Annotated in this window: 22 protein-coding genes; 11 read left to right on the top strand and 11 right to left on the bottom strand. The window is 35.8% G+C overall.

Features of this window, described 5'->3' with window-relative positions; translation table 11 throughout:
* Position 1: 1 nt before the first annotated feature.
* The 4 genes from AACP56_RS10155 to AACP56_RS10140 all read right to left on the bottom strand — a co-directional run bounded on the left by AACP56_RS10155 (position 2) and on the right by AACP56_RS10140 (position 5,684).
* On the bottom strand, positions 2–2,377 hold the full coding sequence (locus AACP56_RS10155; protein WP_339337282.1) for a PSD1 and planctomycete cytochrome C domain-containing protein: 2,376 nt from the start codon (positions 2,375–2,377) through the stop codon (positions 2–4).
* Positions 2,378–2,487: 110 nt separating this feature from the next.
* Positions 2,488–4,071 carry an SGNH/GDSL hydrolase family protein gene (locus AACP56_RS10150; protein WP_339337283.1) on the bottom strand — a complete coding sequence of 528 codons (1,584 nt, stop codon included), beginning with the start codon at positions 4,069–4,071 and terminating at the stop codon, positions 2,488–2,490.
* Between the two features lie 129 nt (positions 4,072–4,200).
* Positions 4,201–4,971, bottom strand: a complete 771-nt coding sequence (locus AACP56_RS10145) for an alpha/beta fold hydrolase (RefSeq protein ID WP_339337284.1) — start codon at positions 4,969–4,971, stop codon at positions 4,201–4,203.
* Positions 4,971–5,684, bottom strand: coding sequence for a pyridoxine 5'-phosphate synthase (locus AACP56_RS10140; RefSeq protein ID WP_339337285.1), 714 nt, complete (start codon positions 5,682–5,684; stop codon positions 4,971–4,973). The genes AACP56_RS10145 and AACP56_RS10140 overlap by 1 nt, the downstream gene beginning before the upstream one ends.
* 87 nt (positions 5,685–5,771) lie before the next feature.
* On the opposite strand from AACP56_RS10140, the gene AACP56_RS10135 reads away from it, so the two are divergent.
* The 8 genes from AACP56_RS10135 (at position 5,772) to murI (ending at position 13,846) form a co-directional block, all read left to right on the top strand.
* Entirely contained in the window at positions 5,772–6,428 is a 657-nt protein-coding gene (locus AACP56_RS10135; protein ID WP_339337286.1) for a CBS domain-containing protein, read from the top strand.
* 38 nt (positions 6,429–6,466) lie between these two features.
* Complete coding sequence (locus tag AACP56_RS10130; protein WP_339337287.1) at positions 6,467–7,348, top strand: NAD kinase; 882 nt, start codon at positions 6,467–6,469, stop codon at positions 7,346–7,348.
* A 111-nt stretch (positions 7,349–7,459) separates the two neighbouring features.
* Positions 7,460–8,143, top strand: coding sequence for a type IX secretion system protein PorG (porG, locus tag AACP56_RS10125; RefSeq protein ID WP_339337288.1), 684 nt, complete (start codon positions 7,460–7,462; stop codon positions 8,141–8,143).
* 55 nt (positions 8,144–8,198) lie between these two features.
* Positions 8,199–8,888 carry an isoprenyl transferase gene (locus AACP56_RS10120; protein WP_339337374.1) on the top strand — a complete coding sequence of 230 codons (690 nt, stop codon included), beginning with the start codon at positions 8,199–8,201 and terminating at the stop codon, positions 8,886–8,888.
* Entirely contained in the window at positions 8,860–11,508 is a 2,649-nt protein-coding gene (locus tag AACP56_RS10115) for a BamA/OMP85 family outer membrane protein (RefSeq protein ID WP_339337289.1), read from the top strand. Before AACP56_RS10120 ends, AACP56_RS10115 begins: the two co-directional genes overlap by 29 nt.
* Before the next feature lie 99 nt (positions 11,509–11,607).
* On the top strand, positions 11,608–12,441 hold the full coding sequence (locus tag AACP56_RS10110) for an OmpH family outer membrane protein (protein ID WP_339337290.1): 834 nt from the start codon (positions 11,608–11,610) through the stop codon (positions 12,439–12,441).
* 44 nt (positions 12,442–12,485) lie between these two features.
* Positions 12,486–12,995: an OmpH family outer membrane protein gene (locus AACP56_RS10105; RefSeq protein ID WP_339337291.1), complete on the top strand. Its 510-nt coding sequence runs from the start codon at positions 12,486–12,488 to the stop codon at positions 12,993–12,995.
* Positions 12,996–13,063: 68 nt separating this feature from the next.
* Positions 13,064–13,846 carry a glutamate racemase gene (gene murI / locus AACP56_RS10100; protein ID WP_339337292.1) on the top strand — a complete coding sequence of 261 codons (783 nt, stop codon included), beginning with the start codon at positions 13,064–13,066 and terminating at the stop codon, positions 13,844–13,846.
* Here murI and AACP56_RS10095 read toward each other — a convergent pair.
* Positions 13,843–14,337, bottom strand: coding sequence for a dihydrofolate reductase (locus AACP56_RS10095; protein ID WP_339337293.1), 495 nt, complete (start codon positions 14,335–14,337; stop codon positions 13,843–13,845). The genes murI and AACP56_RS10095 overlap by 4 nt on opposite strands.
* On the bottom strand, positions 14,334–14,723 hold the full coding sequence (locus AACP56_RS10090) for a 2TM domain-containing protein (RefSeq protein ID WP_339337294.1): 390 nt from the start codon (positions 14,721–14,723) through the stop codon (positions 14,334–14,336). The genes AACP56_RS10095 and AACP56_RS10090 overlap by 4 nt, the downstream gene beginning before the upstream one ends.
* Before the next feature lie 110 nt (positions 14,724–14,833).
* Between AACP56_RS10090 and AACP56_RS10085 the strand changes: the two genes are divergently transcribed.
* Entirely contained in the window at positions 14,834–15,913 is a 1,080-nt protein-coding gene (locus tag AACP56_RS10085; protein WP_339337295.1) for an aminotransferase class V-fold PLP-dependent enzyme, read from the top strand.
* A gap of 161 nt (positions 15,914–16,074) precedes the next feature.
* Positions 16,075–16,371 carry an isoamylase early set domain-containing protein gene (locus tag AACP56_RS10080; RefSeq protein ID WP_339337296.1) on the top strand — a complete coding sequence of 99 codons (297 nt, stop codon included), beginning with the start codon at positions 16,075–16,077 and terminating at the stop codon, positions 16,369–16,371.
* A 71-nt stretch (positions 16,372–16,442) separates the two neighbouring features.
* On the opposite strand, the gene AACP56_RS10075 is transcribed toward AACP56_RS10080, so the two are convergent.
* The 5 genes from AACP56_RS10075 to AACP56_RS10055 form a co-directional block, all read right to left on the bottom strand.
* Positions 16,443–16,724, bottom strand: a complete 282-nt coding sequence (locus AACP56_RS10075; protein WP_339337297.1) for a DUF427 domain-containing protein — start codon at positions 16,722–16,724, stop codon at positions 16,443–16,445.
* 2 nt (positions 16,725–16,726) lie between these two features.
* On the bottom strand, positions 16,727–17,695 hold the full coding sequence (egtD, locus tag AACP56_RS10070) for an L-histidine N(alpha)-methyltransferase (RefSeq protein WP_339337298.1): 969 nt from the start codon (positions 17,693–17,695) through the stop codon (positions 16,727–16,729).
* A gap of 16 nt (positions 17,696–17,711) precedes the next feature.
* Positions 17,712–18,872, bottom strand: coding sequence for an ergothioneine biosynthesis protein EgtB (gene egtB / locus AACP56_RS10065; protein WP_339337299.1), 1,161 nt, complete (start codon positions 18,870–18,872; stop codon positions 17,712–17,714).
* A gap of 63 nt (positions 18,873–18,935) precedes the next feature.
* Positions 18,936–20,429 carry a sensor histidine kinase gene (locus AACP56_RS10060; RefSeq protein WP_339337300.1) on the bottom strand — a complete coding sequence of 498 codons (1,494 nt, stop codon included), beginning with the start codon at positions 20,427–20,429 and terminating at the stop codon, positions 18,936–18,938.
* Positions 20,426–21,130 carry a response regulator transcription factor gene (locus AACP56_RS10055; protein ID WP_339337301.1) on the bottom strand — a complete coding sequence of 235 codons (705 nt, stop codon included), beginning with the start codon at positions 21,128–21,130 and terminating at the stop codon, positions 20,426–20,428. Before AACP56_RS10055 ends, AACP56_RS10060 begins: the two co-directional genes overlap by 4 nt.
* 224 nt (positions 21,131–21,354) lie before the next feature.
* Here AACP56_RS10055 and AACP56_RS10050 point away from each other — a divergent pair, with 224 nt between their 5' ends.
* Positions 21,355–23,436 (top strand): hypothetical protein, encoded by a 2,082-nt coding sequence (locus AACP56_RS10050; RefSeq protein WP_339339923.1) that lies wholly within the window; start codon positions 21,355–21,357, stop codon positions 23,434–23,436.

Genomic DNA, 23,436 nt, shown 5'->3' with positions numbered 1-23,436 from the left:
ATTATCCTCGTGTAATGGTTTCGTCTAGATTTAAAATGGTGTGTGTAACTAGGGACAAGGCTGCAAGTTTGTCTTGTGGAATATTTTCATCTACTACAAAATCTCCAATTGTCACATATTCAGATGCTATAATTTCATTTAAATTAATTTTAGTCATTATATCATCATAATGTTCCAAAAGCATATTCATTTCTTCGGAATCAGGTAGTCGAGAGGTAGCTTTTTGAAAAATGTGCGATATCTGCTCATTATTTCCTTTTAGCCGTAACTTTATAGTATTGGCGGCCAAAACTCGTGATGCCTCAATCAACTGCGGGTCATTTAATAGTACCAATGCTTGGAGCGGCGTATTAGTTTCTTGTCTTTTTACAGTGCATAAATCCCTAGAAGCTGCATCAAACGTCATCATGCTGGGTGGAGGTACTGTACGTTTCCAAAAAGTATATAAACTTTTTCGGTATAGGTCTTTTCCAGTACTCTGTACATATTGAGCTGTGGTTCCACCTCCACCGCCAGTAGTTTCTTCCCAAATACCTTCAGGTTGATATGGCTTAACACTTGGACCGCCTACTTCTTTGTTTAACAATCCGCTTATAGCAAGTGCCTGATCTCGTATCATTTCAGCAGACAAACGAAGTCTTGGGGCTCTGGCCAAAAATGTATTTTCTGGATCTTTTTCCAATGCCTCAGGGCTTATTTTAGAGCTTTGTTGGTAGGTTGATGATAGTGCGATATATTTCAACATCTTTTTAATGTCCCAGTCATCTTTTTGGAGTTTTAGTGCCAAGTAGTCCAATAATTCTGGATGGGACGGTAGTGCTCCTTGGTTACCAAAATCGTAAGATGAACTTACCAATCCGGTTCCAAACATTCTTTGCCAAAGACGGTTTACGGTAACTCTCGCAGTAAGGGGGTTTTCTGCATCAAACAGCCATTTGGAAAGTCCTAATCTATTCTTTGGTAAGTTTTCCGGAAAGGATAAAACTGATTCTGGAGTATTTGGATATACCTCATCGGTTGGTTGGTCATATACACCTCTATTTAAAATAAATGCTGGTTTTGCTTCTTCCCTTTCGTACATCACCATTACTGGGATCTCTTTTTTCTGGGATTTTTCAAGATTTATAAAATCCAATACACCATCAACTTCTTTTTGTGTAATGGTAATGTAGGGTTCAGGAGTTGTTCCGATAGTTGGAACTTCAATTTTTTCTTTGTTGTTATTAAAGAAACTAAAAAGTTCAAAATGTTCTTTTTGGCTTATAGGATCATATTTATGGTCATGGCATCTTGCACACTCAAAAGTCAATCCCAAGAAAGCAGTACCAAATGTTGTCAGTCTATCTTCAACATATTCCACATGATATTCCTCAGGGATTATACCACCTTCAAAAGTAATTTTATGATTTCTATTAAAACCAGTGGCAAGTATTTGTTCTAAGTTTCTTTCAGGTAATAAGTCGCCCGCTAATTGGTAGGTCACAAATTCGTCATAGGGCATATTCTTGTTAAAAGCATGAATGACCCAATCACGCCATGGCCACATAGTACGTTCAAAGTCATCTTGATAACCATGTGTATCAGCGTATCTGCTTATATCCATCCATTCTGCAGCCATGTGTTCTGCATAATCAATAGTATTTAAAAGTGAGTCTATTAATTTTTCATAAGAATTGGATGAACTACTATCTTTTACAAATGTATTTACTTGTTCTGGGCTTGGAGGAAGACCTGTTAAATCAAAGAAAACTCTGCGAACCAGTTTTTCCCTGCTTTCTTTCTTTGAAGGAGACAATCCGTTGCGCTCCATTTTGGAAAGGACGAATTTATCTATTTCATTAGTTGCCCAATTATTCTCCTTGATTGTGGGAACTTCTTGTGTCTGAGGTGGAATAAATGCCCAATGCTCTTTGTATTCTGCCCCTTGTTCTATCCATTTTTTTAGGATAGCTTTTTCCTTTTCAGATAGTTCCAAATTGGATTCAGGTGGAGGCATCAATAAGTTAGGGTCTTCACTATAAATACGATTTATTAAAGTGCTCTCTTCTGGCTTATTGGGAACAATTGCATAATGGTCTTTCAATTTACCCAATGCCTTGTATGCATCTTCTGGAGTGTTCAGGGAAAGGTCACCTTCAATAGCGTTTTTGTCAGGACCATGGCATTTAAAACAACGATCAGAAATAATTGGCTTCACATCAAAAGTGAAGTCAATTTTTTCAGGAATGCCCTCTAAATCGACTTTAGCAACAACTTTTTCATTAGTTGAACTGGGCTCTTTACACCCAATAGCTAACATCAATAGAAAGGATAAGTGATAATATTTAAAAGTTCCGATAAAAGTATTAATGGTCATTTTCTCGAAAAATAGTTTCATGTAACTAAAAAAGCTTAACTAAATTATACTCCAATTTAGAGATAATTAGCTAAGCTTCTAAATATTTTTCGACTAATGACTATTGGATTAACACCAATGTATTCAATGTCCTAATTTATGTAGAGTCCAGTAAAATTGAGTGGATTTACCCCCGGTAAATTAGATCCATACTTTGTGTTGATAGCTTCGACAAATGCATTGGCTAGAATTGCATAACCTCTTGGTGAAGGATGGACACCATCTAAGGAGAATCCACCACCTGTACCAAAAGTAGCATTTACAACACTACCGTCTGCTAAAGTGAATCCACTTGTTCCCAATTCTACCAATAGAGAATTTGCATCCACAAAAGCAATATCATATTGCGTGGCTAAAGCTTCAATTGCTTGATTGAATGCAGTAACAGCGTTGTTCGCAGTTTCTTGCTCTTCTGGAGTTAATACCCATTGATCGTCCAAAGGCCATGTAACACCATTAATTGCTAATTGTGCTGCACTTGCGGCTGGCAAACCTAAACCTTGTAACGTAGCGATAGCATTTTCATTAGGTTGCGCTATAATTCCACTACTTGTCAATACCAATAAGTCATTAGCATTAGCCTGTCTTGCTTGACCATAAACAAAACCAGTGACTGTTGCAGTTGCTGCATCAACACCAAACATTTGAAGAGCTCCTGTTATTTGAGCGGACAAATCTGTAAGATTTTCATCCTTGATGATTACTGCACTGGCTGCATCTGAAGAAAATACAATTTGCCTTTCTGGGACATTTAATGCAGCAAATACTTGATTTAAACCTGCAAATTGTGCATTAAGAGTTGGTATTTGTGGACCAAAAGCAGGATTGGTTGGGTCTAAGGGATTGTAAGGTACCGTTGTTAAAAATGGTATTGTAGTTACATCTGGAATGTTTGCAATTACACCCTCAGCGTTGTTGGCCGTCATAGTTTGCAATATTCCATCTATTGTACCAGCTACAACATTAGGGTCTGATATATCCGAACCTCCATAAGTGCTTGGGTCTATATTGCCCGTTTGGTCAACACCTGCGCCTCCAGCTGTTACATAGCCGAGTACATCATTATTTCCAATCCATAGTGAGAAGAAAGTAGCACTTTGTGCAGCTGCATCACCTAGAATGGTGGCATCTGGAGCTGAAGCAAAACGTGCAAAGTATGGATTGGCTAAACCAGCTTGTACTCCAGCAACATTACCGTAGCCAGGAGCCAACAAGTGATAGCTTTTTGCTCCAGGAACACCCATATTGTTGAATGGGCCAGATAAAACATTAGATACTTCGGTTGAACCTTGACCTTGAACAGGAACTGGTGTAGGTGAACCTGATTCGAAAGAAAGGATTAGGCGATTACCTGCAATTGGAGTTCCTCCTAGTGTGAGCCCACCTAAATCATCGGTCATTAAAGGAATATTGAACTCTCCTCCTCCTGCTAGTGCAAAGTTTGTTGCCAACATATTAGGAAAAGATGCTGCTTGTCCAGACTGGAAAAGGGCTGCATCTGAGAAACCTGCAGTTAGCGAATTACCTAAAGATACATATTTAGTGAAATCGGCAGAACCACTTGTATAAGTTATTGGATCTGGAGTTGGATCTGGTGTGGTGGTTACAGTGTCATCATCTGAACAGGACACCATTAAAAGCCCAAACATCGCAATAAGGGCAAGGAACTTCTTCATATCAAAAAAATTAAGTTAGTTTAAGTAAATTTTGCGTTAACCGCTTGTTTCCAAAACTATATGAAAATTGTTATCTACACAATTAATTGACTAAAAAAATTATGCATGCATAATAAATTGATGTTAAATTTAACGATTTAGAAATTCTAAAGTCTTAGAAAAGAATTCTTTGGGGTTTTCTGCATGTAACCAATGCCCTGCTTTAGATACAGTTTCTATTTGAGCTAACGGAAAATGTCTTTTGATGGTATCAAAGTCATTTTGGAGAATGTATTCTGACCTATCCCCTCTTACAAACAGTGTTTTTCCAGAAAAAGTGGCTGTAGAACTTATATTTTCGCCTATTTCTTCCATTTTATATTGTAAAACATCTAAATTGAACCTAAAGTCTAGTCTTCCTTTTTCTATCCAATACAGATTCTTTAGCAAAAACTGTCGTATTCCAATTTCTGCAATATGCTTTGACAATTCTTTGTCAGCTTCGCTTCTTGTTTTTATTTGTTCAAAATCTAAGGCCGTTAGACCATTTATGATGGTATCATGATGGGGTGGATAGTATTTAGGTGCAATATCTGCAACAATTAGTTTTTCGACTAGTTCTGGATTGGAACAGCCAAATTGCATTATTGTTTTTCCACCCATGGAATGCCCAATGAGAGCAGTTTTTATAATGCCATGATGTGCCATGTAATTCTTTAAATCACCAGCTAATATTTCATAATCAAAATTCTCTGAATGGAAACTTTTACCATGATTACGCTGGTCGATAAGGTGTACTTGAAAACCATTTTCTGCAAACTGATTTCCAAGTGTTTTCCAATTATCGGACATTCCAAGAAACCCATGTAATATCAATAATGGTTTGCCTTCTCCAAGAATTTTAGAATGTAAAACTTCCATTAATTTAATCGATGTAAATACATGTTGATTACATTTTCCAAACCAAGATAAAGCGACTCGCAGATAAGGGCATGCCCTATGGATACTTCAAGCAGGTTGGGAATGTTCTTTTTAAAATATTTTATATTATCAAGATTTAAATCGTGACCTGCATTGATGCCTAACCCTAGTTCATGTGCTATTTTTGCAGCTTTTGTAAAAGGAATCACCCCTTCTTTATTGCCATCTGAAAAAGCCTTAGCAAAACTCTCAGTGTACAATTCAATACGATCTGTTCCAGTTTTTGCTGCTCCTTCAATCATTTTTTCTTTAGGGTCAACAAAAATTGAGGTACGAATACCATTTTGCTTAAATGTATTGATAATATCAACTAAAAATTTTTGATTTCTAATAGTATCCCAACCGGCATTGGAAGTTATTGCATCCACAGCATCCGGAACTAATGTCACTTGAGTGGGTTTAATAGCCAGGACCAAATCAATAAACTTAGGAATGGGATTACCCTCTATATTATACTCTGTAGATACAACATTCTTTAAATCGTAGGCATCTTGATATTTAATATGCCTTTCATCTGGCCTTGGATGAATTGTAATTCCTTGGGCTCCAAAAGATTCAATGTCTTTTGCTGATTTCAAAAGATTTGGCATATTGCCTCCTCGTGAGTTTCTAAGAGTAGCAAGCTTATTGATATTAACACTAAGTTTTGTCATAAATGGATGTTGTTGAAGTATGCAAAAATACAAATTGGGCACGCCTTTTGCAGTTTAAAATTAGTATTTTGCGCAAGATTTAAGGGAATGGAACTACAGCAACAATTATTAGATACCTTACCGGTTTTTGACATTTCGGAAAACATGGAAAATGTGATAGGTTTTTTTGACCAGACCACTTGTTCCCATGTTGCTGTTATGGAGAACAACGTTTTTGTTGGGGTATTACCGGAGAATGATTTGGCGTGTTTTGAAACTAGCAAAACCATTCAAGATTATCGTCATAATTTGGAACATTTCTTTGTGACCAATGAAACATCGTGGTTGGATGTACTTGAGATTTTTGCAAGAAATGAGGCAAACATAGTTCCAGTACTTGATATGGATAAACATATATTGGGATATTATGATTTGACCGATATTGTTGGGGTGTTTATAGAAACACCTTTCTTTACTGAGCCTGGGGGTATTTTAATCGTGGAAAAAGGTATGAAGGACTATTCCATGAGTGAAATAGGTCAGATTGTTGAAAGTAACAATGCCAAGGTCTTAGGTGCTTTTATTACAGATAGTCAAAATGATGTGGTGCAAATAACGCTTAAAATTAGTTCCACTAGTTTGAACGAAATAACACAAACTTTTAGGAGGTATAATTACAATATTATTTTTGGGAATAGCGATGACCAATTCCTAGAAGATTTGAAGAAACGATCGGCATATTTGGATAAATACCTTAATGTCTAGCATAAATCTTACCTTTTAAGTACCTAAAATATAAACGTGTGAAAGTTGCTATTTACGGTCAGTCTTATATTGGAAATGACATCACTTGTGTCATAGAGCTGTTGGATGAACTGGAAAAAGTTAATGCATCAATCTCAATTGAGTTGGACTTTGCGGATTTAATATCCCAGACACATGCTTTAAAGGTTTATAAAACTTTTACCCTTACTGAAGGTTTGGATGGCTCTTTTGATATGTTCGTGAGTTTTGGAGGTGATGGAACCATGCTGCGTGCTGTAACTTATGTAAGGGATTTAAATATACCGATTGTAGGAGTTAATACTGGTCGTTTAGGTTTTCTGTCCACTTTTAAAAAAGAAGATGTACGAAAAGTGGTTACGGAATTTGTAGCTGACAGTTTTTCTATTGAAGAACGAAGCTTGGTCGAGATTTGCTTAGATCATGACGTGGAGGAGTTTGGGAGTCTAAACTTTGCACTAAATGAAATAACGATCAGTAGAAAAGACACCACTTCAATGATTACTGTGGAAACCTATCTAAATGGAGAGTACTTAACTTCTTATTGGGCAGATGGCCTAATTGTTTCCACGCCTACAGGTTCTACCGGATATTCTTTAAGTTGTGGTGGACCGGTAATAGCTCCATCGACCAAATCATTTGTTTTAACACCGATAGCTCCCCATAATCTTAATGCTAGGCCTTTTGTGATTCCTGATGATACAGAAATTAGGTTAAAAGTCTACGGTAGGGAAGAAAATCATCTGGTTTCTCTAGATTCAAGGATAGCCACAATACCTAATGAAAAAGAAATTGTGGTTAGAAAATCAAACTTTACCATAAAGATGATTGAATATAAATCTGAAAGTTTTCTTAAAACATTGCGTAATAAAATGCTTTGGGGCGAGGACAAACGCAATTGAACCTTCTGCAACAATAAAAAACCTCAAAAACTGTTTTAAAAGAGAACATTATATGGCGGTGAAGCAAGTCTTCTTGTTAATACTCGTTATGACAATAACTTTTGTTTTTTTATGAGGGTATTTTTTTTAGTCTTTTTATTGGCTATGGGTGCTTTGAGTGCACAGACCTATGAAGTGGGTATTTTTGTTGGTGGTGCCAATGTTATTGGTGATGTTGGTAGGACCAACTATATCTATCCTTCAGGTTTGTCTTACGGTGCGTTGTTCAAATGGAATAAAAGTAAACGTTATGCGTGGAGAGCAAGCGTGTTGCGCGGCTCTTTCACAGCGGACGATACCAAATCAAATTTAGCATCAAGGGTGCAGCGTGCGTATGTTGTTGATAACTCGGTTACTGAGTTTTCTGTGGGACTGGAATTTAATTTTGTCGAATATAACTTACATAAACTGGGACCGGCCTTTACGCCATATTTATATACAGGTTTTACTTATTTCAGATATGACTTTAACTATATAGATGCGCTTCAGGTCCAAGATATTAATCAAAAAGATGGAAGTTTTGCAATCCCAATGACTGTTGGTGCAAAATACCGTATAAGTCAGTTTTTTATCATAGGTGCTGAGATAGGTGCCAGATATACATTTACTGACAATCTGGATGCTAGCAATCCTGAAGGTTCAAATTTTGAACAGCTGAGATTCGGAAATATTTTAAGCGATGACTGGTATGTCTTTTCTGGTATCACATTTACTTATACCTTTGGGCGCAAACCATGTCAAGATTGTTTTGAGTGATAATACGAATTCTTTAGCGGATATTAATCCAGATAAATTACCCAGACACATAGCTATGATTATGGATGGCAATGGCAGATGGGCAAAACAACGGGGCAAACTACGCGTGTTTGGGCACCAGAATGGGGTGGAAGCTGTGCGCAAAACCGTAGAAAATTGCGCCAAACTTAAAATTGATTTCCTTACACTTTACGCATTTTCTACCGAAAATTGGAACCGACCTAAAGCTGAGGTTCAGACTCTAATGAAACTTTTAGTGGCTTCTTTACGAAAAGAGCTGAAAACATTAAACAAGAACAATATTCGATTAAACGCAATCGGAAATATAGATTCCCTGCCCAAAAAGGCACATACTGAATTACAAGAAGTAATTTCAAAAACTGAAAAAAATTCAGGAATGACACTCACTTTAGCTCTCAGCTATGGGTCACGGGAAGAGCTGAAAACAGCTGTAAAAGCTATAAGTATCAAAGTTAAAAATAATATAATTTCTCCTGAAAATATTGATGAAACAATTATTAATACTCATCTTTACACGCATGATTTGCCAGATGTGGACCTATTAATACGTACTAGTGGGGAACATAGAATAAGTAATTTTTTACTTTGGCAAATTGCATATGCGGAATTATATTTTATTGACGTATTTTGGCCCGATTTTAGTGAACATCATTTGGTAAGTGCGATAATGAATTACCAAAATAGAGAAAGACGATTTGGAAAGACTAGCGAACAACTCAATTAAAAGGATAACAAAAATCACTTCCTATAATAAATTATTACTCCTCTTACTTTTAACCACCTCAGTAACTTTTTCACAACAAACTTCTTTTGAAGATGGTAAAAAGTATATTCTTGGCGGATTAGAAGTTACTGGACTCCAGAGCTATAATGAGCAAACAGTTAAAACTTATACAGGTCTAAGAGTAGGACAATCCATTACCATACCTGGCGATGAGGTTAGTGCTGTAATAAAAAAGTTATGGAGCTTAGAGCTTTTTAGTGACGTTTCCATGTACCAAACCAAGATAGAAGGGGATAAAATCTTTCTAGAGCTCAATATTTTGGAGAGACCTACGCTATCAAAAGTAACCGTATATGGGGTCAAAAAGCGAAAAATAGATGAAATTATTGATGATACAGACCTTAAAAAAGGCAAAAAAATTACTGAGAGTTTAATTGCGAACACCAAGGGCTACCTAGAAAATAAATACAGAAAACAAGGCTATCTAAATGCCAATGTAAATATCGCAACTGCTAAAGATACTACTGGGACCAATACGGAAAGTATGGTGGTCAATGTAAAAAAAGGGGATAAGGTTAAAATTTCAAGTATCACTTTTGAGGGTAATGAAAAGGTAAAAGCAAAGCGCTTAAGAAAAGCACTTGGTAAAGCAAAAATTAGGAAAAAGAAATTGGGCGCTTTCTGGCAACGTTCCAAATATATGGACGAAGAATTTAAAGAAGGTCTCAAAAATGTTGTTGATGCTTATGCAGAAAAGGGATACCGTGATGCCAGAGTATTGTCTGATACTTTTATAAAAGTCAATGAAAATAATATCGCTCTTAAAATAAAGGTCGAAGAAGGGAATAAATATTATTTTGGAAATATAGATTTTGTGGGCAATTCAGTGTATACAGATCGCCAGCTTAGTCAAGTTTTGGGTATTAAGAAAGGTGATACTTATAATGGGGTGCTTCTTAAAGAACGTATCGCTGATGACTCCAAACCAGATGCCATTGATCTTACTAATCAATATCAAAATTACGGTTATCTCTTTTCACAGATTAATCCAGTTGAAGTTTCTGCCGTTAATGATACCATTGACTTTGAAATTAGAATTATTGAGGGTAAAGAAACATTTTTGGACCATGTTACCGTTACCGGCAATGATAAAACCAATGATCATGTAATCTATAGAGAACTGCGTACCAGACCTGGACAAAGGTATAGTAAGGACAACATTGTTAGGAGTATTAGGGAATTGGGTCAATTGGGCTTTTTTGATGCGGAACAGATTGTACCGGATGTCCAAAATGCAGACCCTAACGCTGGTACTGTGGATATTAAGTATAGCCTAGTAGAATCGGGTTCTAGCCAAATAGAATTGCAAGGAGGCTACGGTGGTGGTGGATTTATCGGTACTTTGGGGCTTTCCTTTAGTAACTTCTCTTTACAGAATATTTTCAATGGCGAAGCATATAAGCCTGTGCCAATGGGTGATGGTCAAACTTTTGCATTACGCTTGCAAGCAAGTAGGACTTTTAGGGTTTATAGTTTAAATTTTGCGGAACCTTGGTTGGGTGGTAGAAAACCGGTACGTTTCAATCTTTCATTCTCAAGAACCCAACAATTTTCTTCAAATTTTAATAATCAAGGTCAAATAGACGTAGATAAAGATCGTGGATTCTCTATAACTGGAATTTCTGCTGGTTTGGCTAAAAGAGTGCAATGGCCAGATGATTTCTTTACTATTTCCCATTCATTGGGCTATCAATTGTATGATTTTAAAGACTACAACATTGGGCTGTTTAACTTTGGAAATGGTACTTCAAATTCTTTTGCATACACTTTTGGGCTATCTAGAAGTTCTCAGGGACCAAGTAGAATTTTTCCATTGAGTGGTTCAAATTTTGAGATTACTGCTAAATTGACTCCACCATACTCATTATTGTCAGGTAAGGATTTTAAGAGTTTAAAAATTAGAAGTGATGAAATTGCTGCATCTGCCAATGATGGTACGCCACTAACCACGGCAGAAACCAATGAATTACAATCCATAGAAGAGGAACGATTTAAGTGGTTGGAATATTACAAAATAAAATTTAAAGGTGATTGGTACACGCGTTTGGCTGGTAAATTGGTCCTTAGAACTAATGCAGAGTTTGGTTTCTTGGGAAGCTATAATAATGACATAGGAGATGTGCCTTTTGAACGCTTTTTTGTTGGTGGTGATGGTCTAGGTAATTTTACCTTAGATGGTAGGGATGTTATACAGTTAAGAGGTTATGAGAACAGTTCGTTAACACCTTTTAGTGTAAACCCCATAACCGGTAGGCAAGAACAAGATGGAGGTACAATTTATAATAAGTTTTCGTTGGAATTGCGCTACCCGCTAACCTTAAAACCTTCTGCATCTATTTATGCATTGTCATTTTTAGAAGCAGGTAATTCTTTTGGCAATTTTAATGAATTTAATCCGTTTGAATTAAAGAGATCTGCTGGAGTGGGGCTACGTATTTTTATGCCAGCATTTGGTCTCTTGGGCATTGATTTTGGTTATGGATTTGATACCGATGCTAATCCACAGTCAGTTGGTCCAAGTGGCTGGCAAACACACTTCATTATTGGTCAACAGTTTTAATCAAAAGAAAATAAGTCAATTAGAAAGAGTTAAAACTCTCATTTTAAATTATTTAGTAATTTTGGCACGATATTTTCTATGTAAAAAGCGGAAGTAAAAATGAAGTTAAAAGTTCTTTTTTCCATAGCTATCACATTATGTTCCTTATATGGATTTTCCCAAAGGGGAGTTCGAATTGGATACGTAGATATGGAATATATTTTGGAAAATGTTGAGGAGTATCGTGATGCATCAGCACAATTAAATGCTAAAGCCCAAAAGTGGAAGCAGGAAATTGAGTTAAAACAAAGTACGGTTGAGCAAATGAAGAAAGATTTAATGGCAGAAAAAGTGTTATTGACAGATGAACTCATTACGGAACGGGAAGAAGAAATACAAATTTTGGAAACTGAATTATTGGACTATCAACAAGACCGTTTTGGCCCTCAGGGAGACTTGGTTTTACAGAAAAGATTGTTGATTCAGCCAATTCAAGACCAAGTATTTAACGAGGTGCAAAAAATAGGTACTAACAAAAAGTACGATTTTATTTTTGATAAATCTGCGGATGTTGTAATGTTGTACTCCCAAAAAAGACACGATGTAAGTGACTTGGTTTTAAGGGAGATAGGTAGAACAAGAAAAATAAGTGCCTCTAAGAAAGATCAAAAGCTTAAAAACAGATTAAAAGAGTTTGAAGCGGAAGAAGCTGAGGAGAATGAAGAAATTAGTGATGCACTAAAAGAAAGACAGGAAAAAGCTGCCAATACAAAAGAAGCGAGGGCAAAGGCTTTTGAAGCCAAGAAGGCAGAACAGCTTAAAATTAGAGAACAACGTAAAAAAGCATACGAGGAGCGAAGAAAGAAGTTATTAGAAGAAAGAGAAGCTAAGCGTAAAGCGAAAGAAGAAAAAGACAATAAAGAAAAAGATTCAAAAGATGAATCTAAAAGTTAAACACTAAAATTAAATTAACACTCGAATTAAAGTTACTCAGAATTATGAAAAATGTTAAGAAGATTGCTGTAGCACTAGTATTATTTGTTGCAGCTACGGGATTTGTAAACGCACAAAGCAAGGTTGCTCACATTAATGTGCAACAACTATTGTCTGAAATGCCCGAAATGATTGCTGCACAGGCTGAGCTTAAAAAATTACAGGAAACGTACAGAGCGGATTTAGAAGGCTCTATGAAAGAAATGCAGAATAAGTACACGCAATATCAAAATGAGGCTGCGTCTAAATCTGCTGAGGAAAATGAAAAGCGTGCTATTGAGCTTCAAGGCTATGATAAAAATATCAAGCAGGCAGAACAACAAGCAATGCAAGAGATGCAGAAAAAACAACAAGAATTGTTTGCGCCAATATCAGATAAAGCAAAAAATGCAATTGACAAAGTTGCTGCAGCACTTGGTTATGATTATGTAATTGATGCAAGCCCAGGATTAAGCCTTATTGTTTCTAAAGGAAAAGACTTGCTCCCAGAAGTAAAGCAGGAATTAGGATTCTAATTTTTTAGAAGAATAAAACTAAAAACCATCTTGATGACTAAATCAAGGTGGTTTTTTTATTTTTGAATATGCACAAACCCATTGGTATTTTTGATTCTGGTGTAGGAGGCACTTCTATTTGGAAAGAACTACACCATCTTATGCCAAATGAAAGCACTATATATCTAGCAGATAGTAAAAATGCTCCCTATGGTGAAAAACCAAAAGAAGAAATACTCCGGTTGAGTATTAAAAAAACGGAGCTTTTATTGGAAATGGGAGCTAAGATTATTGTGGTGGCATGTAATACTGCTACCACAAATGCTATAGAACATCTTAGAAAAAACTATAATGTTCCGTTCATAGGTATTGAGCCGGCAATTAAACCTGCGGCATTGCAAACAAAGACCAAAAAAGTAGGCGTACTTGCCACTAAGGGAACTCTGTCCAGTAGTCTATTTCATAACACTTCAAAACTGTATACATCTGGTATTGAAGTATATGAACAGGAGGGTAAGGGGTTAGTAGAATTAATTGAATCTGGTTTGCAAAATCCAATTGAAGTAAAAAATTTACTTGAAAAAATTTTGGAACCAATACTGTTAGAGGAAGTTGACTGCTTGGTTTTAGGCTGTACGCATTATCCATACTTAATCCCTATACTTAAAGATATACTTCCAAAAGATATAAACATTGTAGATTCTGGAGCAGCTGTTGCCCAACAGACCAAGAATGTGCTAAAAAAAAATGGGTTGTTGAATTTTGAAAAGAAGATTAAGTTGACCTATAGATTCTACTCAAACTCTGATATTGGGGTGCTAAAAAAACTCATCAATAACAATCAGGTAACAGTAAGTTATTTGGACTTTTAATTTTTTCGGGTGTAGGTCAAATAGGTGAAATCAAACTTATGTTTTTCGTCTTTAGGATGATATTCCTCTTTTACTAATTCCCAATTATCAGTATTTATTTCAGGAAAAAAAGTATCCGCATCAAAATTTGAGTGAACTCTGGTCAACTCAATATCTGTAGCAAAATCAAGAGCTAGTTTATATATCTCTCCTCCACCAATAATATAGGCTTGTTCTTCTTTTTTAGTCAGTTCTATTGCAGCTTCAATAGAATTTACAATGGTGCTTTTAAACTTGGGCTGGTAATTTTTGTCCCTTGTAATTACTATATGTTCTCTATTTGGGAGGGCCTTTGGGAAGCTTTCCAATGTTTTTCTGCCCATAATAATTTTATGGCCAGTGGTCAATTGTTTAAATCTCTTAAAATCATCTGGTAAATGCCAGGGTAGGTCATTGTTAATCCCTAGGGCATTATTCTCAGCTGCAGCAGCAATAATAATGAGTTTGCTCACTCTTCTTTTTTTTTATTGAAGTTTGATATTGGAAAATTTGTTTCAATCTCCTTTTGAAGTTCTGCAATCTTTGCTTTTTGCTTTGCTACCAGTTTTTCACGTTGTTTTCTCTCCCAAGTTGTTCCCATAAATTTATGGGTGACAAAAACGTTAAAGGCATGAATTACAAATAGAAAAGCCCATACGGATATGGCTAAAATATACCAGTCATAAGATTCCCACTGTTTAAATATCTTATTGATAAGTACAATGAAAACACTGCCAATTAGGAAGATAACAAAATGAGAAAACAGTCTTTTCTTCTGTTTTATCCTTTTTTGCGCATTTTCAAGCAATTCATGTTGCTCAATATCAACATCGCCCTTTTGCTTATTTTTTGAAAACATCTTACCTAATTTATGACGTGATTATTTCTGAATAGTTTTAAAAACTTGTGCCAAAAGCACGCTATCTTTAATGACAAAGATAACCGATTTAAGATTTCAAAAATTTGAAGATGGAGCAAATCAGAAAACAGTTTCCTTTATTAAATCATTCTATATATGCCAATACTGCGGCAACAGGTCTATTGTATGATGATTTGTTGGAATGGCGACAAGAACATGATTTAGATTACTTGATTGGTGGGAGTAATATGAAGGGGCAATCTAACAAGATGCACTCCAAAACCAGAAAAGTAGTTGGTACGTTCTTTAACTGTGAACCAGACAATGTTGCCCTTGTTCCCAATTTTACTATTGGACTAAATTTTTTAGTAGAGGGATTGTCCAAAACAGAAAAAGTTTTGCTTTTGGAAAGCGATTACCCTTCACTTAATTGGCCGTTTGAGAGCAGGGGATTTATGATAGATTTTGTTTCTGGCACAGATAACCTAGAAGAACGAATATATAATACCTTAAAAGAGAAAAACATTACGGTTCTTGCTTTGAGCATTGTACAATGGCTAGATGGTATCATGATGGACATGTCTTTTTTAAAGTGTTTAAAAGATGATTTTAAAGATTTGATGATAATTTCCGACGGTACACAATTTTTAGGAACAAGGGATTTCAATTTTTCTGAATCATCTATAGATATCATAGGGGCCAGTGCCTATAAATGGTTATTATCTGGTTATGGTAACGGATTTTTATTAATAAAGGATGAAATTAAGCATCGATTTTCATTAGTTGCAAAAGGTTATGGTTCTGGGAGAAATAGCAAAGAATTTCACCATAAGCGAACCTTTTGTAAACATTTGGAACCAGGCCATTTGGATTCATTGAATTTTGGAAGTTTGCAATTCTCCTTAGATTTTTTAAAGAGAATAGGAACAAATAAAATACACGAGCAGAATGAACAATTAAGTAAAAAAGCAAAGGTGGCTTTCACAGATCTAGGCTTGTTGGATGATGTGGTAGTGAATAGAAAAGTACACAGTACAATATTTAATATTAAGGCTAGCAAACAAGTATTTGATAAACTTTTACAGAATGATGTCGTTTGTGTTCAGAGAGGCGAGGGAATTCGACTTAGTTTTCACTTTTACAATACTTTAGAAGAGATAGATAAAATCATAAGAATTCTTAAAAAGTAAGATGAAGTTGTCTTTTTTGATAAAAACAATCAATGAATTTATCAAAATGAACAACTCGTCAAGTTAATTTTATCAAATTGATAAATCGTACGTAACCTATTGACTTATAACAGTTTTATATATTGCTTTGTCCTTTAATTTAACAAGTAAATTAGATTACCATGGCAATAAAAAAACAGTATTTAAAAAGCAAGCCAGTTTGTAAAGTAACTTTTACAGTACCTGCTGAAGAGGCAAAAAAAGTAGCTGTTGTTGGGGATTTCAACAATTGGAACCCAAAAGGCAGCACGCTTAAGAAATTAAAGAACGGAACTTTTAAAGGAACCTTTGATCTTCCAAAAGAAAATTCTTATGAATTCCGTTATTTAGTAGACAATGACTATGTGAATGACAACGAAGCTGATCGTTACCAATGGAATGACTACGCTGGAACTGAAAATGCAGTTTTAGAAGTATAGTAGGCATAAATTCTCCACAAAATAAGAAACCCAAAGCATTTGCATTGGGTTTTTAAGTTTAAGAAACTTATTTATTTTTCTATGGTAACTCCTTTCCAAAAAGCTACCCTTCCTTTAATTTGTTTGGCTAACTCACTAGTTTCTGGGTAATACCAAGCTGCATCTTCGTTGATTTTTCCATCAACCTCAAGGGAATAATAAGAAGCAACACCTTTCCACGGACACGTAGTGTGGGTTTCACTCGATTTAAAATATTCCTTTTTAATGCTATCAGCAGGGAAATAGTGATTGTTCTCAATCACCAAGGTATCATTACTTTCCGCTATAACTTTATCGTTCCAAATAGCTTTCATTTTTACTTCTTTTTAAAAATATAGTTCTTGTATAAGTCGTAATCATCACTAAACTGATGAGCGATTTCAAGTCCAGCTTCCTGGGCTAACCAAGAAACTACGTCATCATCATATTTTTGCGATATTTCAGTATGTATGGTCTCCCAGGCTTTAAAATTAATTTCCAAATCTAGGCTGCTGACCCTAACAATTTGCTGTTCTTTAGAAACCAAGTAACTCTTAGCAGTACCAGTTTCAGGGTCATAAACCTCCCAATGTAAGAATTTTTCCAAATCAAAATCTCCGCCCATTTCTTTATTGATTCGAGTCAAAATATTTTTATTGAAAGCTTCAGTGATACCAGCTTTATCATTGTAGGCATCTAAGATAGTCTGCGGATTTTTCTTTTGGTCAAAGCCCATAAAAATTAAATCGTCCTCATTAAGTATGTCCTTCATATTTTTTAAAAAGGAAATGGCTTGTGGATGTAATAGGTTGCCAATGTTAGATCCTAAAAACAAGATTATTTTTCGCTTACCATTACTTTCTGCAATGTTGGCTAAAGTGTCAAAATAAGTTCCTTGTAAGGTGTTGATTTCAACTTTTGGCAATTCATTGGTAACAGAATTTTCTAATTGGTCAAGTGCATTTTGGCTGATATCTATGGGTCTATAGTCAAAATCGACTTCTTTTTCAGTAAAATGCTTTAAAAGAACTTTGGTCTTTTTACCATCCCCGGCACCCAATTCAAAAAGACTAAAGGGCTTATCGTTTTTAGTAAAAACTTCAGCTATCTTTTCTTTGTGCTTTTCCAAGATATCAAACTCACAATCGGTTAGATAGTACTCTGGCATCGCCATTATATCTTGGAATAGCTTATCACCAATTTCATCATAAAAATACTTGGAGGATAAATATTTTGGGTGTGCTGTTAAACCATCATAGACTTCTTGCTCAAAAGCTGAGGTTAATACGGTAGATTTCTCTTGCATCTGTTCTTTGTCGTGATTATTTGGCTAACCTTAACCCGGTAAATTGCCATCTTAGATTGGGGTGAAAAAAGTTTCGGTATGTGGGTCTAGTATGTTTTTCTGGAGTTGCTACAGAACCTCCGCGTAACACTTTTTGACTGACCATGAATTTACCGTTGTATTCTCCCAATGCACCATCTGCTTTTTGATAGTTTGGATACGGTAAATAGGAACTCTCTGTCCATTCCCAACGTTTCCCCCACGGAAAATAATTTTGTGCAGCTTCCCATTCAAATTCTGTAGGCAATCGGAGCCCTTTCCATTGGGCGTAAGCAAAGGCTTCAAAGTAGGAAATATGGGTTACAGGCGTATTGGAATTTATTTTTTTAAGTCCAGAATAGGAGTAATGATACCATTCTCCTTCAATTTTATACCAGTATAAGGGAGCGGTTATTTTATTTTGATTTACCCAATCCCAACCTTCGGCGTGCCACAAATCAAATTGATGATATCCATTGGCTTCTATAAACTCGATAAACTCTTTGTTAGTAACCAGTTTGTTTGAAATTTTATAGCCATTCAAATACACTTTATGCCTCCCCAGCTCATTGTCATAACAAAATCCTTCCGAATTGTGACCAATTTCATAAACACCTTCATCAATACTTAGCCAGTCTTGTTGATGTTCTTCCTCTGGATGCTCTTGTAAAGCTTTAGAATAGGCTGGAACCAATGGATTATTACCCAATATATATTTAATATCAGTTAATAATAACTCTTGGTGTTGTTTTTCGTGATGGATGCCAATTTCCAGTAAATCATTTACTGTTGATGATTGTTCAGACTCAAATAGTTTGTTGATTGCCTCAGTTACATACTTCCTGTACTCATACACTTTTTGAACTGATGGCCTACTCATATTTCCACGGTCAGAACGTATTACACGTTTACCAACTGTTTCGTAATAGCTATTGAAAACAAAAGAAAAATCGTCGTTGAAGACTTTATAGTTTCCCCCGTGTGGTTTAAGGATAAATTCCTCAAAAAACCAGGTAGTATGTCCCAAATGCCATTTTGGAGGGCTTACATCAACCACAGGTTGTACCACATAATCTTCAGTCTCAAGAGGTTTACAAATTAGTTCTGAATGTTCTCTGGTTTCTAGAAAAAAATCTAGAAGGGAATCAGTGGCAATCATGTAAGCGATTTTACCTTAAAGATAAAGAAATGTCTCTAGGCGAAACATCATAAAACAAATTTTTTATGCCATTTGATAAATAGGTAAACTAAAACTAAAAGAAGTACCTTCATTTGGCTTACTTAATACCTTTATACTTGCATTGTGCAACTCCATGATTTTCTTAACAATTGCCAAGCCTAGCCCAGCACCTTCTTTTTGTTGACCAGTTTTTGTTTGTCGATAGCGTTCAAAAATTAAGGCTTGATTCTCCTGTTTTATTCCAGGTCCAGAGTCTTTGATTGTAATTTCTACATCGTCATCATTAGGAGTTATTTGCATAATAATATGACCATTCTCTGGGGTAAATTTTAGGGCGTTATCCATTAAATTTTGAATAGCTCTTTCCACCAAAGAAATATCGGCGAATACAAGAGGGGTTCCTTTGCCCATTTCCAATTTTAACTTTATGCTTTTTTGCTCTGCTAAAACATTGTAATTTCTATGAATATCGTTAGCGAGCTCACTTATTAAAAAGGGTTCTTTTTGAGGTTCAATCTGATTGGCTTCTAATTTTGAATATTCGAACAGTTGTGCAATTAATTTAGAAAGCCGTTCACCACTGGAATTAATAGTTTTTAAATACTCAATTCGTTGCACTTTGGACAATTCAGAATCCTTCATTTGAAGCGTTTCAATATACCCTTGTATTACAGCCAATGGTGTACGCAGATCATGTGAAATATTTGCTATTAATTCTCTTCTTAGCTTTTCAACCGATTTGATTTTGTCCATATCTTGTAGAATGGTTTCGGCCATATCATTATACGTTGTAGTAACACCGGCCAAATCACTTTTTTCTGCATCTTTTATTCGATATTCCAAGTCGCCCTGCTGAAAACGTTTTGCAGCAAAAACCAATTCTCGTAGATTTTTAGTGAGATACCAAACAGAAAGAACTCCCAAAATTGCAGCAAAAAACAAAGTTAATATAGAAGTTTCCAGGCCTAGTTTAAGCACATAACTTTTAAACAAATTATCTCTTGTAGTGAGATAATCTTCACCAGCCAAAATAATATAAACATATCCTTCTTTCCCACCTTTGTTAAACTTGGCAGCGGAAAATACTTTTTGGGCTTCACTATTTTTTGGATCATCACCCAAAATATAGTTTTGACCTTTATTTTTTATAAACTCTTTGATTGGTGCCAAAGAGATTTTTTTCTGATTGGTCTTTGGTGCATCATGATCCAATACTACGGAATATTGAACATGGCCATCCATATCCAATAAATATACTTCAATGGCCCTGTTTACTGCCATCATATCATGCATGATATCTCCAAAGAGGGCTTTATTTATTCCGCCAGTACTGTCTATTGGGCTAGCATCCACAAATTTTTCATCAATTAGGTCTTGTGCTAGATTGGCATGTAACCGCTGTGTGGTTTCGTAAAAATATTGATTGGATAGATAAATGGTGGCAATAGTATACCCTAGACCTGCCAGCAATAGAATCGCTAAGAAAGAGAAGGTTAATTTTTTTACCAGCTTGTTAGAAAGTATGTTATCGCTCATAATTCTTCATTGAATTTATAGCCTACTCCCCAAGTGGTGAGAATAAATTTAGGGTTGGCCATATCTGGTTCTATTTTGGAACGTAATCTGTTAATATGGGAATTTACTGTATGCTCGTATCCTTTAAAGTCGTACCCCCATATTAGATTGAGCAGTTTGGTGCGGTCATAACTTTTTCCGGGGTTAGAAGATAGGAAAACCAGTAGCTCGAACTCCTTAGGAGAAAGCTCGATCTTAATTCCATCAATAATCACTTTTCGCAGTTCCACATCAATGGATAAATCACCAAAATGCATCATTTTCTCACCAGATGCACCTACCTCTTTTTTGGTTGACATTTTCTGTCTTCTAAAAATTGCTTTTACGCGTGCTATAAATTCCCGAACACTAAAAGGTTTGGTCAGGTAATCGTCTGCACCAACTTCCAAGCCCAATACCTTATCAATTTCTTCCGATCGTGCAGTGAGCATCATTATTGGAGATTTAACGTCATTTGCCCTAATCTTTTGGCAAACCTCAATACCATCCATTTCGGGAAGCATCACATCAAGAATTATTAAGTCAGGAACTTCTTCGATAGCTTTTCGCAAACCATCATCTCCACGTGTTGCAGCAGTAACAAGGCATCCCAAATCTTTCAAGTGTATTTCTAACAAATGAATGATTTCAGAATCATCTTCAATAATCAATACATTTTTCATGCACAACGAATTAAAGGGTAAAATCTCACGGAAAGTTCACAGTTTCAAATTAAAAACTATAAATCCCGATTATTAGAGTCGGTCTACTAACACATTTCTTGCACTAAACTGCTAAAAAATATGTAAAGCGTTAAAAATGAGAGGATAATAAAAGTTGAATTTTACGTGATACTTCTGTTATAGGTTCAGAGTTTCTTTGAATAAAATTTTAAACACTAGAAATGATGAACAACTTAAAAACAATTATCGGTGTACTTTCTTTGGGCATAATGCTTATTGGATGTGAGGCTAATGATGAAAACAATGGAGCGGTAACTTTAGATGCGGGAACCTTATCTGGAGGTCCCTTTACATTTACTGTAGATGGTGAGCCAGATATGGTAAGTGACATTACCTTGGATGATACCAATCTAACAGGGAGTATCCAAAACTATGTGATTACGGATGATTCTAAAAACATTTTAGGATTACCTCCGACCTTAATGGCAGTTGAGGGAGTTAACTTTGATGAAGCTGGTGCTGGTTCTTGTTACATTTACCATTTAACCTATGAAGAAGGATTGACTGGATTAGCAGCGGGAGAAAATTTAGATGATTTGGCAGGAGATTTTGATCTTTCCAATTTTATCACAGTTAACCGTAATTCTTTGAATGCTGGGGTTTTATCTGGTGGTCCGTTTGAGTTTGCTGTTGATGGCGTTCCTGATATGGTAAGTGGAATAATACTGGATGACTCAGAATTAAATGGCGATGTCCAAACTTATGTGATTACCGATGACTCCAAGAATGTTTTAGGGCTACCCCCAACTTTAGAGGCTGTGGAGGGAGTGGATTTTGATGGTGCAGGAGTTGGTTCTTGCTATATCTACCACTTGACCTATTCTGGAGAGTTAACCGGACTGGAAGGAGGAAATAATTTAGAAGATATAACGGGGAATTTTAATCTTTCTAATTTCATAATGGTCAATAGAAGTGCGCTAAATGCAGGAGTTTTATCAGGTGGCCCTTATGAATTTGTTGTGGATGGAATTCCAGACATGGTCAGTGAAATTTCTTTGGATGATTCGGAATTGAATGGTGATAAGCAAACTTATGTAATCACAGATGATTCCAAGAACATACTGGGTATTCCGCCAACATTGGAAGCTGTAAAAGGGATAGATTTTGATGGGGCTAGTGTAGGCTCATGTTACATTTATCATTTAACCTATTCTGCTGAGATTGAAGGCTTGGAAGCTGGAAACAATTTAGATGGACTTGAAGGTAATTTTGGACTTTCCAATTTTGTTGTGGTCAACCGAAATACATTAAATGCTGGTACATTAAATGGTGGACCGTATGAATTTGTAGTTGATGGTATTCCAGATATGGTTAGTGGAATCTCATTGGACGCTACAGATTTAAACGGCGGCAAACAAACGTATGTAATTACAGATGATTCCAAGAATATTTTAGGTATTCCACCAACATTGGAAGCTGTTGAAGGAGTGGATTTTGACGGTGCAGGTGTAGGTTCTTGCTATATATATCATCTAACCTATTCAACTGATTTAACAGGTTTGGAAGCTGGTAATAATTTGAATGGCTTAGCTGGAGAGTTTAATCTTTCAAATTTTGTGGTAGTTAACCGTAATGCTTTAAATGCAGGTAAATTAAAAGGAGGGCCTTATAATTTTATAGTTGATGGAACTCCGGATATGGTCAGCGGTATCTATTTAGATGATTCAGAATTGAATGGCGATAAGCAGACCTATGTAATTACGGATGATTCAAAAAATATCCTAGGAATTCCGCCAACACTGGATGCAGTTAAAGGAGTAGACTTTGATGGAGCAGGTGTGGGTTCTTGTTATATCTATCATCTTACATATTCAACAGGACTAGAAAGATTAGAAGCTGGTAATAATTTGGATGGACTATCTGGACAGTTTGATCTTTCCAATTTTATTGTGGTCAATAGAAGAGCTGCATTAAATGCAGGAACATTATCAGGCGGACCATTTGATTTTATGATTGATGGGATTCCAGATATGGTCAGCGGTATCTATTTAGATGATAGCGAACTAACAGGCAGTAATCAAACTTATGTAATTACTGATGACTCAGGTAACATTTTGGGATTACCACCTACTATAGCGGCGGTTGAAGGTGTTAATTTTGATGATGCTGGAGTAGGGATTTGCTATATATGGCACTTGACTTATGAAGACGGATTGCAAGGGTTGGAAGCAGGTAAAAATGCTAATGATTTAGAAGGTGATTTTGACTTGTCCAATTTCTTAACGGTCACAAGGCATGAACATTGA

It is taken from the genome of Croceitalea sp. MTPC6 (genome assembly GCF_036985525.1).
Taxonomy (GTDB): domain Bacteria; phylum Bacteroidota; class Bacteroidia; order Flavobacteriales; family Flavobacteriaceae; genus Croceitalea.
Note: the sequence above shows the minus strand (reverse complement) of the source record. Positions and strands in the feature narration are given on the sequence as shown.